This window comes from Flavobacterium sp. GSB-24, from assembly GCF_027924665.1.
Lineage (GTDB): Bacteria > Bacteroidota > Bacteroidia > Flavobacteriales > Flavobacteriaceae > Flavobacterium.
Genome location: NZ_AP027043.1, coordinates 95,236 through 107,697, shown reverse-complemented (window position 1 = coordinate 107,697; position 12,462 = coordinate 95,236). Strand labels below are relative to the sequence as shown.

At 33.5% G+C, this 12,462-nt stretch carries 11 protein-coding genes; 8 read left to right on the top strand and 3 right to left on the bottom strand.

What is annotated here, in order from left to right; genetic code table 11:
• Nucleotides 1-138 precede the first annotated feature (138 nt).
• The 4 genes from QMG60_RS00545 (at nucleotide 139) to QMG60_RS00530 (ending at nucleotide 6,044) form a co-directional block, all read left to right on the top strand.
• The gene (locus QMG60_RS00545) at nucleotides 139-1,314 is read left to right on the top strand and encodes a GlmU family protein (protein WP_281866554.1); all 1,176 of its coding nucleotides are present in this window, start codon (nucleotides 139-141) and stop codon (nucleotides 1,312-1,314) included.
• Nucleotides 1,315-1,574: 260 nt separating this feature from the next.
• Nucleotides 1,575-3,209 carry a ribosomal protection-like ABC-F family protein gene (gene abc-f, locus QMG60_RS00540; protein ID WP_281866553.1) on the top strand — a complete coding sequence of 545 codons (1,635 nt, stop codon included), beginning with the start codon at nucleotides 1,575-1,577 and terminating at the stop codon, nucleotides 3,207-3,209.
• A gap of 225 nt (nucleotides 3,210-3,434) precedes the next feature.
• Complete coding sequence (locus tag QMG60_RS00535; protein WP_281866551.1) at nucleotides 3,435-4,592, top strand: porin; 1,158 nt, start codon at nucleotides 3,435-3,437, stop codon at nucleotides 4,590-4,592.
• A 21-nt stretch (nucleotides 4,593-4,613) separates the two neighbouring features.
• Nucleotides 4,614-6,044 (top strand): anion permease, encoded by a 1,431-nt coding sequence (locus QMG60_RS00530; RefSeq protein ID WP_281866550.1) that lies wholly within the window; start codon nucleotides 4,614-4,616, stop codon nucleotides 6,042-6,044.
• Here the strand turns inward: QMG60_RS00530 and QMG60_RS00525 are convergent.
• Nucleotides 6,041-6,343, bottom strand: coding sequence for an N-acetyltransferase (locus QMG60_RS00525; RefSeq protein ID WP_230406408.1), 303 nt, complete (start codon nucleotides 6,341-6,343; stop codon nucleotides 6,041-6,043). The genes QMG60_RS00530 and QMG60_RS00525 overlap by 4 nt on opposite strands.
• Before the next feature lie 289 nt (nucleotides 6,344-6,632).
• On the opposite strand from QMG60_RS00525, the gene QMG60_RS00520 reads away from it, so the two are divergent.
• Together QMG60_RS00520 and QMG60_RS00515 are read left to right on the top strand one after the other, a co-directional pair.
• On the top strand, nucleotides 6,633-7,292 hold the full coding sequence (locus QMG60_RS00520; protein ID WP_281866548.1) for an alpha/beta hydrolase: 660 nt from the start codon (nucleotides 6,633-6,635) through the stop codon (nucleotides 7,290-7,292).
• 159 nt (nucleotides 7,293-7,451) lie between these two features.
• A complete protein-coding gene (locus QMG60_RS00515) occupies nucleotides 7,452-7,949 on the top strand; it encodes a hypothetical protein (protein ID WP_281866546.1) in 498 nt (165 codons plus the stop codon).
• Between the two features lie 59 nt (nucleotides 7,950-8,008).
• Here the strand turns inward: QMG60_RS00515 and QMG60_RS00510 are convergent, their stop codons facing one another.
• A complete protein-coding gene (locus QMG60_RS00510; protein WP_057117767.1) occupies nucleotides 8,009-8,524 on the bottom strand; it encodes a hypothetical protein in 516 nt (171 codons plus the stop codon).
• A 167-nt stretch (nucleotides 8,525-8,691) separates the two neighbouring features.
• On the opposite strand from QMG60_RS00510, the gene rpmH reads away from it, so the two are divergent.
• Nucleotides 8,692-8,853: a 50S ribosomal protein L34 gene (gene rpmH, locus QMG60_RS00505; protein WP_008464848.1), complete on the top strand. Its 162-nt coding sequence runs from the start codon at nucleotides 8,692-8,694 to the stop codon at nucleotides 8,851-8,853.
• Between the two features lie 148 nt (nucleotides 8,854-9,001).
• Entirely contained in the window at nucleotides 9,002-11,857 is a 2,856-nt protein-coding gene (carB, locus tag QMG60_RS00500; RefSeq protein ID WP_057117768.1) for a carbamoyl-phosphate synthase large subunit, read from the top strand.
• A 61-nt stretch (nucleotides 11,858-11,918) separates the two neighbouring features.
• On the opposite strand, the gene QMG60_RS00495 is transcribed toward carB, so the two are convergent.
• On the bottom strand, nucleotides 11,919-12,461 hold the full coding sequence (locus tag QMG60_RS00495) for a DUF6252 family protein (RefSeq protein ID WP_281866541.1): 543 nt from the start codon (nucleotides 12,459-12,461) through the stop codon (nucleotides 11,919-11,921).
• Nucleotide 12,462 lies beyond the last annotated feature (1 nt).

Sequence of the window (12,462 nt, the reverse complement as noted above, 5' to 3'; positions counted from 1 at the left end):
GCCTTCCAGATCTGGAAGGCTTTTTTTTATGCGTTAAATATTACTTTTCGTTAAAGTGGTTTTTTAGTAAACCCGTAAAATATTTGTAACTTTGGGGTCAGGTAACCAAATCAAATTTTAACAAACACTCAATTATTTATGAACTACATTCTTTTCGACGGGCCCGTTCGGAATGCGTTATTACCCTTTACCTTTACGAGGCCTGTGGCTGATATTTTGGTCGGAATTATGACCATCCGTCAAAAATGGGAAAAACGTTTAGGTTCAACAATTACCACTATTACCGAAGAATATTTATCAGAAAAATTTCCAATGGTTGAAATGGAAGAAAATGTAATGATCAATGCAGCGTATTTGCCAAATGATACACTTGTAGAGATGATTTCTGACTTAACCGAAAATCAGGCCATTTTTAAAGGAGAAGATGTAATTGCATTTTTTGCAACCGAAAACCAAGAAGAAATCGATTTTGATTCTTACGAAATTATTCAGTACAATGATGACTGTATAACTATTGAACATACTTGGGATATTTTTTCTAAAAATGATGCAGCGATCCGTCAAGATTTTAATTATTTGACAGAAGATCGAAAATCGCAGCCAATTCCAAAAAGTGTTAATGTAATTGCACCCGAAAATATATTTATCGAAGAAGGAGCCAAATTGGAGTTTGTAACTTTAAATGCTTCAAATGGTCCTATATATATAGGTGCGAATTCGGAGATCATGGAAGGAACTGTAATTCGAGGGCCTTTTGCTTTATGCGAAAATGCAATAGTAAAAATGTCTGCCAAAGTTTACGGAGCGACAACTGTAGGGCCGGGATCTAGAATTGGAGGAGAGGTTAAGAACTCTGTGCTTTTTGCAAATTCGAATAAAGGACATGAAGGATTTTTAGGAGATTCTGTTTTAGGCGAATGGTGTAATATAGGGGCCGATTCTAATAATTCAAACCTGAAAAATAACTACGAAGAAGTAAAATTGTGGAGCTATGAAACGGAAGGTTTTGCAAAAACAGGACTTCAGTTTTGTGGTTTAATGATGGGAGATCACAGTAAATGTGGTATCAATACAATGTTTAATACCGGAACTGTTGTTGGAGTAAGTGCCAATATCTTCGGATCTGGTTTTCCTCGTAATTTTGTGCCAAGTTTTTCTTGGGGAGGCGCAGCGGGTTTTACGACTTATGTAACCAAAAAAGCTTTTGAAACAGCCAAACTGGTTATGGGACGCAGAAACATTGAGTTTGATGAAACTGAAGCCGCAATTTTAGAACACATTTTTGAAGAAACCAAAAAATGGAGAAAAGACTGATTTAATTAGAGAATTAGTCAATTTGAAAATGAGATAATTTTAGCAAACCCGACTGGTTTTTGAAACCTGTCGGGTTTGTTTTGTTGTGAATTTTAAAAACGACACATTTTCAAATTAAACAAATGATCTAATTATCAAATTGTCACATTTTCTAATTCCCTAATTGGTACATTATCCAATTAAAATCTATCTTTGCGCTTTCAAAAAAATACTTGCTTAGAAATCTAAAAATCTAAGCAGTCTAAAATCTAAAAATCTAAATGATTACAGTTAACGATATTTCGGTTCAGTTTGGTGGAACTACACTTTTTAGCGATGTTTCTTTTGCTATCAATGAAAATGATAAAATCGCCCTTATGGGTAAAAATGGTGCGGGAAAATCGACACTTTTAAAAATAATTGCTGGTGTAAACAAACCTTCAACTGGAAGTATTTCTGCTCCAAGAGAAGCAGTAATTGCTTATCTGCCACAACATTTACTTACTGAAGATGGGGCGACTGTTATGGAAGAAGCATCAAAAGCATTCAGTGAGATTTTTAAAATGAAATCTGAAATAGACGAAATCAATGAGCAGTTAACAGTTCGTACAGATTATGAAAGTGACGAATACATGAAATTGATCGAAAGAGTTTCTGACTTAAGCGAAAAATTTTATGCTATTGAAGAAGTAAATTACGAAGCTGAAGTAGAAAAGATATTAGTAGGTTTAGGTTTTGAGCGCGAAGATTTTACACGTCAGACTTCTGAATTTTCTGGAGGATGGAGAATGCGTATCGAACTGGCTAAAATTTTATTGAGAAAACCAGATTTAATTTTACTGGATGAGCCAACGAACCACATGGATATTGAAAGTATTCAATGGTTAGAAGATTTCTTGTTGAACCAAGCCAAAGCTGTTGTAGTAATCTCGCACGATAGAGCGTTTGTAGATAATATTACAAATCGTACTATTGAGGTTACAATGGGAAGAATTTACGATTACAAAGCAAAATATACTCATTATTTAGAATTAAGAAAAGACCGCCGTATCCATCAGCAGAAAGCATACGATGAACAGCAAAAAATGATTGCAGAAAATCGTGCTTTTATTGATCGTTTTAAAGGAACATTTTCTAAAACAGATGCTGTGCAGTCTCGCGTAAAAATGCTGGAGAAACTTGAAATTGTTCAGGTTGATGAAGTAGATACTTCGGCATTGCGTTTAAAATTCCCGCCTGCAGCGCGTTCTGGACAATATCCTGTTATTGTAAAAGAAATGTCTAAATCTTACGGAGATCATGTTGTGTTTAAAGATGCAAATATTGTAATCGAACGTGGTCAAAAAGTAGCATTTGTTGGGAAAAATGGTGAAGGAAAATCGACCATGATCAAAGCGATTATGAAAGAAATTGGTGTTGATTCTGGAAGTGTTGAAATCGGTCACAATGCACAAATTGGATATTTTGCTCAAAATCAAGCGGCTTTACTAGATGAAAACGCAACGATCTTTGAAACAATTGACAGTATTGCAGTTGGAGATATTAGAACACAAATTAAAAATATTTTAGGTGCTTTCATGTTCCAAGGTGATGATATTACCAAAAAAGTAAAAGTGCTTTCAGGAGGAGAAAAAACACGTTTGGCAATGATAAAATTATTGTTGGAACCTGTAAACTTATTGATTCTGGATGAGCCTTCGAATCATTTGGATATGAAAACGAAAGATATTATCAAAGATGCGCTTCGTGATTTTGACGGAACTTTAATCTTAGTTTCTCACGACCGTGATTTCCTTGACGGTTTAGCAACTAAAGTTTTTGAGTTCGGAAATAAAAGAGTAAAAGAACACTTTGAAGATGTTGCAGGTTTCCTTGCTCATAAGAAAATGGACTCTATGAGAGAGATCGAAAAATAAATCAAAATAGATTCAAATTAAAAGCACAAGTTAATTCTTGTGCTTTTTTTATTTTTAATAACATTATTTTAATGCAACTTTTTTTACAAGAGATGTATTTTTTTGCTATTTTAGTAGTCCCATTTCGTTTTAGCTGTAAGTAGTTAGCTTTTTGGTTTTCAAAAAGCATAATTCTGATTTGAATTCAGTTGTATAAAAAACTAATATTTTATCTATTTGAAGTCTATGAATAAAATTCTACTATTTCCAATTGTTTTTTTCTTCTTTTTAACTCCGCTTTTGCTGCAAGCCCAAGACTATGTAAATGAAAGTGGAAAAACTGAAAAGCCAGAAAACGAGGTAAAATATCCACAATACCAAATCAAAGGTCTTTTGCAGGCAAGATATCTAGAAAGTTTTGGCGATAATGTTGATGTTTTAGGGGTTCACCACTCTACTGGTGATGTTACACAGCAGTCTTTTGATATTAAAAGAATGCGTGTTGGTTTAAATACCAAATTAAGTGAAGCAACAGAAGTTGTGATCCTAGTCAATTTAGCTGATTTTAAATCCGATACAAAAGGTAAAGTTTTGGAAAATGCCTATGGAAAATATACTTTTAGTAAATACATTGCTCTAACAGGAGGGCAATTCCGTCCTGCATTTGGTATAGAAGAGCTTGTTCCGGTGGATATTATAAAATCTTTTGACTTTTCAAATCAATATTACGAATTCGGAAAAAATGGATGGACCAGCTTTCAGATAGGAGCTTCCGCAACTGGAGCTTTCGATATCGGAAAAATTCCAGTCAATTACGCTGTTTCTGTATTAAATGGAAATGGAAAAAATGTAGAAATGGATAAGGATAATGGAAAACAATATTCTACAAGATGGGTTTTCGAATTATCAAAAGAACACAAAATTAATCTGGGTTTGAACGGAGGTTTCGGAAAAGTGTTTAAAGAAGATGTTTTTGCAATTGGTGCAGATATAACCAGTGATTTTAAACTTACAGACAGATTTACTTTCGATCTTCAAATCGAATACAAACAAGGAACAAATCATAACTTATATTTTTCTCTGCCAGTAGAAAGCAGAACAGATAATGTTGCTGATTATCAAATGCGAGGGATTTATTTTCTGCCAAATCTGAGATATGTTGTAAACTACAAAAAATTGACTGCTTTAGAATTATCATGTCGTTACGAAACATTTGATCCTAGTTATAAGGTCAATTCAAATGTAAGGCAGACCTATACGCCAATGGTAAGTTTAGAATTTGGAAAAGCCTATACGGGTCGAATAGAATTGGGATTTGAAATTGATCGATTTGATAAAAGTGTTCCAGATACATCAACCTATAATGATGATTTATTCTTAATTCAATTACAACTACGACTTTAATTCACCTAAATTTTGTTTTTTATGAAAGAAGTAAAAATTCCTCAGACCCTGATAACGCTGGCAATTGGAATTGCAATTTGGTTTATTCCTGCACCAAATGGCGTTGTAATAGAAGCGTGGCATTTATTTGCCATTTTCGTAGCTACAATTTTAGGAATTATTCTAAAAGCAGCTCCTATGGGGACTATGTGTATGATTGCAATTGCATTAACGGCAATGTCACAGGTTTTGGCTCCAGGCGATCCAGGAAAATCGATTACTTTGGCCTTGAGAGGTTTTGGAGATAAAGTAATTTGGTTAATTGGAATTTCATTCTTTATAGCCAGAGGTTTTATCAAAACAGGTTTAGGAAATAGAATTGCTTTTTTATTCATCAAAATATTCGGGAAAAGTTCTTTAGGATTGGCTTATGGTTTAGGATTGGCCGATTTAGTGCTGGCGCCAGCTGTTCCGAGTAACACGGCAAGAGGGGGAGGGATTATTTATCCGATCATGAAATCCATGTCTATGAGTTTTGGCTCAATGCCTGATCAGCCCGAGACACACAGAAAGCTGGGTTCGTATTTGACTTTAAATAGTTATAATATGAATTTGATAGCATCTTCAATGTTTCTAACAGGTACGGCAAGTAATCCGATGTGTCAAAAATTTGCGCTTAATTTAGGAATAAAAATAGCTTGGATGTCGTGGGCAGCTGCGGCGATTGTTCCAGGTTTATGTGCATTTTTTGTCATTCCGTTTGTGTTGTATAAAATTTATCCTCCAGAATTGAAAAAAACAGCCGATGCGCCGCAGATAGCATCTCAGAAATTAAAAGAAATGGGAGCAATAACCAGAAACGAATGGATGATGCTGCTGACGTTTTTTATACTTCTTTTTCTTTGGATGACTGGAGATTTATTTTCTATTGATGCGACAACAACAGCATTTATAGGATTAGTAATTTTATTGCTGACTTCGGTTTTAACTTGGGATGATGTAAAAGCCGAAAAAGGAGCTTGGGATACAATTGTTTGGTTTTCTGTTTTAGTAATGATGGCCAGTTCGCTCAATGAATTAGGCTTCATTGCGTGGTTTAGTGATCTTGTAAAAGCAGAAATTGGTGGATTAAGCTGGCAAATGGCTTTCCCGATTATTGTGCTTGTATACTTTTTTAGTCATTACCTTTTTGCAAGTGCAACAGCACACGTAGCGGCAATGTATGCCGCATTGCTTGGCGTAGGAGTTTCGCTTGGAATTCCAGGACTGCTGCTTGCTTTTATGCTTGGTTTTATAGGTTCGCTATACGGAACATTAACGCATTATGGTCATGGTCCGGCACCCGTTTTCTTTGGGAGCGGCTACGTCGATTTAAAGAGCTGGTGGGTCAAAGGACTTATAACTGGTTTAGTTATGCTCTTTATTTATATGGTAATTGGAGGATTGTGGCTCCGAATTATTGGATATTTTTAGATTCTAATTCCAGGAGGAAGCAGTTCTTTATATCTAGGATTTTTTTTGAAAAAAGAAACAATCTTTGGATGAATTGGAACAACTCTGTAATTTTTTTCAGAGCTTAATTCTAAAATGTTTTTAAGTAAAGCGTTAATAGCTTCTTCATTTTGATACGAATCTGGTGTGTTGATTTTAGTTAAGAAGATTTTTTTTTCTTGAAATGAATATTCAACTGCCAGCATTCCTTCAGGTACGACAGTTTCAAATTGGCGTGCAAAAGTGTTGTCTTTGATTTCCATAGTTACAAAAGTTTCCATAGTAATTTCTTTTAAGGTTATGTTTATAAATTGAATTTGGGAATTGAAATAGTATTGACAGAAAATTCTTTATAAGATTTTAAAGCCAAAAAATATTTCAAATACAAAGGTAATCATTTGATTTTCAATATTAAATTATTTTTTGAAGAGATAAACTTTAAGCAATTGTTTCTAAGTTTATTTTTTTGGATTCAATTAATAATGTGGAGCGAAATTTGATTAAGATGATATTAAAAAGTAACTTTATTTTTTTAAAATAAATGTCATAAGGTAATTTCATTTTAATAATATGAGTAAAATTCCAGTTTATTTTATGCCGGGTCTGGCAGCAAGTTCGTCTATTTTTGAAAGAATACAATTAGATGAAGATGTTTTTGAAATGTTTCTTTTGGAGTGGGAGATTCCCAAGCCTAAAGAATCACTTTCAGATTATGCGCTTCGAATTAGTGAAAAGATAAAACATGAAAACCCTGTTTTAATTGGTGTTTCCTTTGGCGGAATTTTAGTTCAGGAAATTTCGAAACATATAAAAACTCGAAAAATTATTATTATATCCAGTGTAAGAAGCAATGCGGAGTTTCCTAGAAGAATGAAAATAGGGAAGAGCACAAAAGCATATAAGCTAATTCCGATGCAGTTGATTTTAAATATTGAAAAATTGGCTAAATTTTCATTTGGCGAAAAAGTCAATAAGAGAATTAAACTTTACGAGAAGTTTTTATCAGTCCGTGATTTAGGTTATCTGCAATGGGCTGTAGAAAGTGTGATTCGCTGGGATAGAAATCAAATTGATGAAAATGTAATTCACATTCACGGAGATCAAGACGAGGTTTTTCCAATAAAATATATCAATAAGTGTATTATCGTAAAAGGCGGAACCCATATTATGATTCTCAATAAATATAAATGGCTGAATGAGAATCTGCCTTCTATTATATTGGAAGACTAAAAGATTTAAATTCCAAGTTTAATGTTTTAAGTTTTCAGGCTTTGTCAAAATTTTGATAGAGGTTTTGTCATGAAGATTATCTTCAATCTTGTCATTTTGATCCCGAGGCTTCGGGAGAGAAATCTCTGTAAGTAGCTCCACAAAGAGAATTAATAAAATATGAGAACATTGATAATTGTTTTGGGGCTAATTTTAGTTGGCTGTGAATCTCCAAAGAAAGATTATGATTTTACTTTTTTCAAATGGAATATTCATGAATCTTATTATTTGAAATTCAATTCTTCAGACACACTTTATTATACTAATGTTTATGGTTTCAAGAAAGAAACATACTTTACAATTTTGAACGACGAAGAAAAAGAAAGAATTTATAATATATTGGATACTATAACTTTTCCAAAGAAAGACAGCTATGAAAGTTTGGTTGAAGATGGAGAAACGAATGCATTTGTATTAAAGTATAAGAATCAATTAAAGAAGCTTAAAATTCATGGACACAACGGGTCAATTTTATTTAGGCTTTTTGGAAAATCATTAGATAGAATAAAGATTGATCATGAATTTACTAAGACAGATAAAAAGATTGATCTAAGAGAAATTAATAAAATGGTTATAATGAAAGTCCCACCAACGTTTGTTGTTGATACTTTAAAATGAAAAATCCCAAACACCAGTAAATTGAAATTTGGGATTTAAATATTGAAATTTAAAAATCGTTAGATTTTCTTCATTTGTTCTTTCATCATAGAAATTTGTTCTTTCAGCATTCCTTGTTTGTCTAATTTTTTAGCTTCGTTTAATAAATTAGTTGCTTCAAGTTTTCTTCTGCGTGACATGGCAACCCCTGCAAGGTTCAATTTAGCTACAGCTAAATCCATGTCCATTGATAGTCCAAGTTCGATAGCTTTTTTGAAATGTTTCTCAGCTTGGTTGATATTTGTTTGAGAAAGCATGATTCCTTGTAAATAATTTAAGTAACCTTGCTGCTTTCTTACTAATGCCCCTTCTGGATTTTTAATATATGATAGCCATTTTTTAGCACCTTCAAAATCTTGTTTTCTTAATTTTAGGAAAGCTAAAAGGATAAATTCGTTTTTAAAATAAAGAAAAATTGGAATCGCAGTTAGTAAAATAAGGAAAATACCATTTCCGATATTACTTTCTGTAAATTGCCAAATGCCAGCTACAACAAGAAGTCCGGCCAAAATAAGTTTAATATTTTTGTGAAACATAATTAATGTAAATTTGTGATTGCAAAGATAGTAAAAGGAATTAAAAATATTTTTATAAAACTACTTGCCAGAAAAAAAAGTCTTTGTATATTTGCACTCGGTTTTTGAGCAACGATATTGAAAACTAGAAAAAGAGATATTAGATACCATTTTAAAGATACAAAACAATGAGCAAAAGAACATTTCAACCATCGAAAAGAAAAAGAAGAAATAAGCACGGATTTATGGACAGAATGGCTTCTGCGAATGGAAGAAAAGTTCTAGCGCGTAGAAGAGCAAAAGGAAGACATAAATTAACTGTTTCTAGCGAACCTAGACACAAAAAATAATGTTTGTATAAACATACATAAGGCGATTACTTTTTTAGTATCGCCTTTTTTTATACCTTGTCGGTAAAAATTTTTGCAACATTCTAGTTTAGAATAGACTACGAATGTTTTTTAGAAGTACTTTATATAACTACACAATACATACAAAATGCCTAAAGACACATCAATTAAATCCGTTTTAATAATAGGTTCGGGACCTATTGTTATTGGTCAAGCTTGCGAATTCGACTATGCAGGTTCTCAATCTGCACGTTCTATTCGTGAAGAAGGAATTGAAGTTATCTTGATTAACTCAAATCCAGCGACGATTATGACCGACCCATCTATGGCCGATCATATTTATTTGAAACCATTAACGACAAAATCGATTATTGAGATTCTTAAGGAACATCCACAAATTGATGCTGTTTTACCAACAATGGGAGGACAAACAGCTTTGAACTTGTGTTTGGAAGCGGAAGAAAAAGGAATCTGGCAGGATTTCGGAGTAAGATTAATTGGAGTTGATGTAAACGCAATTAATATTACAGAAGACAGAGAGCAGTTTAAACAGCTTTTAGAAAAAATCAATGTACCAACTGCACCTGCAAAAACGGCTACTTCATATTTAGAAGGAAAAGAAATTGCTCAGGAATTTGGTTTTCCACTTGTAATTCGTCCATCGTTTACACTTGGAGGAACAGGGGCTGCAGTAGTTTACAAAAAAGAAGATTTTGATGAGCTTTTAACAAGAGGTCTTGAAGCTTCGCCAATTCACGAAGTTTTAATTGATAAAGCTTTGATGGGATGGAAAGAATACGAATTAGAGCTTTTAAGAGATAAAAACGATAATGTTGTAATTATCTGTTCAATCGAAAATATGGACCCAATGGGAATCCATACTGGAGATTCGATTACAGTTGCGCCTGCAATGACTTTATCTGATACAACTTTCCAAAAACTGAGAGATTACGCAATCTTGATGATGAGAAGTATCGGAAACTTTGCTGGAGGATGTAACGTACAATTCGCAGTTTCGCCAGACGAAAAAGAAGATATCGTAGCAATCGAGATTAACCCTCGTGTTTCTCGTTCTTCTGCATTAGCATCAAAAGCAACTGGTTACCCAATTGCTAAAATTGCTTCTAAACTGGCTTTAGGATACAACTTAGATGAATTACAAAATCAAATTACAAAATCGACTTCGGCTCTTTTTGAACCAACTTTAGATTATGTAATCGTAAAAATACCACGTTGGAACTTTGATAAGTTTGAAGGATCAGACAGAACTTTAGGTCTTCAGATGAAATCTGTAGGTGAAGTTATGGGAATCGGGCGCTCTTTTCAGGAAGCGCTTCACAAAGCAACTCAATCTTTAGAAATTAAAAGAAATGGGTTAGGGGCTGACGGAAAAGGATATAAAGATTACGAGCAGATTATCGAAAAGCTTACATACGCAAGCTGGGATAGAGTATTTGTAATTTATGATGCAATCGCAATGGGAATTCCGTTGAGCAGAATTCATGAAATTACAAGAATCGATATGTGGTTCTTAAAACAATACGAAGAACTTTATGTTTTAGAGAAAGAAATTTCAAACTATAAAGTTTCTAATCTTCCTAAAGAATTATTACTTGAAGCAAAACAAAAAGGTTTTGCAGACAGACAAATTGCTCACATGATGAACTGTCTGGAAAGTGAAGTACATTCTTTACGTATGGAGCAAAACATTAACCGTGTGTTTAAACTGGTTGATACTTGTGCAGCTGAGTTTAAAGCACTGACTCCTTACTACTATTCAACTTTTGAGGCTGAAATAGAAAAAGCAAATGGAGAACGTTTTGTTGATAACGAAAGTATTGTTACAGATAAAAAGAAAGTTATCGTTCTAGGCTCTGGACCAAACAGAATTGGTCAGGGAATTGAGTTTGATTATTCTTGTGTGCATGGAGTTTTAGCAGCAAAAGAATGCGGTTACGAAACAATCATGATTAACTGTAACCCTGAAACGGTTTCTACAGATTTTGATACTGCTGATAAATTATACTTTGAGCCAGTTTTCTGGGAACATATTTACGATATCATCCAGCACGAAAAACCAGAAGGTGTAATCGTACAGCTTGGTGGACAAACAGCTCTTAAATTAGCAGACAAATTATCTAAATATGGTGTAAAAATCATCGGAACTAGTTTTGATGCACTTGATTTAGCTGAAGATAGAGGACGTTTCTCAGACTTATTAACTGAATTAAATATTCCTTTCCCAAGATTCGGAATCGCTGAAACGGCAGACGAAGCTTCGAACTTAGCTGATAGTTTAGATTTCCCACTTTTAATTCGTCCTTCTTATGTATTAGGAGGTCAGGGAATGAAAATTGTAATCAACAAAAAAGAACTTGAAGAACACGTTATCGATTTGTTGAAAACAATTCCAGGAAACAAATTACTTTTGGATCACTATTTAGCTGGAGCGATTGAAGCTGAAGCTGATGCCATTTGTGATGCTGATGGAAATGTTTACATCATTGGTATTATGGAGCACATTGAGCCTTGTGGAGTTCACTCTGGAGATAGTAACGCGACATTACCTCCTTTTAACTTAGGAGAATTTGTAATGCAGCAAATTAAAGATCATACACATAAAATTGCGAGAGCTTTAAAAACTGTAGGTCTAATTAATATTCAGTTTGCGATAAAAGACGATACAGTTTACATTATCGAGGCAAATCCAAGAGCTTCTAGAACGGTTCCATTTATTGCAAAAGCTTACGGAGAACCTTATGTAAACTACGCTACAAAAGTAATGTTAGGCCACAATAAAGTAACTGACTTTGATTTTAATCCGCAATTAAAAGGATATGCAATTAAGCAGCCAGTTTTCTCTTTCAGCAAGTTTCCGAACGTAAACAAGGCGTTAGGACCAGAAATGAAATCTACAGGAGAAAGCATCTTGTTTATTGATGACTTAAAAGACGATCAATTCTACGAATTGTACTCTAGAAGAAAAATGTATTTGAGTAAATAATCTCAAATTCTGATATAAAAAAAGCTCCAATGAAAATTGGAGCTTTTTTGTTTTTTGTTCCTTAGTAGGCAACATCATATTTATAATTAAAAGTACCATCTGTAACTTGTGTTGTAACTGGATTATCTGCACCAATTGGCTTTGAATAATCTTCAACGCAATTAAAAGAAAAGGTTCCTGCGACGATTTTTGTATTTAAATCAATTGAAGTTATAGACAAAGTTCCTTTGGCGACATATTGGTTTTTTGGTTTTGTATTAAAGATAAATTGAATTTGTGTTTTTGAGGCATCATAAGTTTCTGGCGTGATAGGATAAGTGCCAATTTTTAGATCGCTTCTTTTAATATATAAAATTATTTCATCTACACCTTTTCTCCCCTGTAATTGAATATATTCAGATGTAGGATAGTAGGTATATAATGGTTTTGTTGCAAAATTTGAATTGAACGGATTGTTCATTTCCCACAAAGTTCCATCAATTTTAGCAGTCATTGCAAATTTTGATGTTGGAACGGTTGGATCTTCTGGATTTTCACTGTTATCGCTTGAACAGCTGTTTAGAACTAAAACTAAAAAAAGAAAGAGAATTTTTGGTGTTTTCATT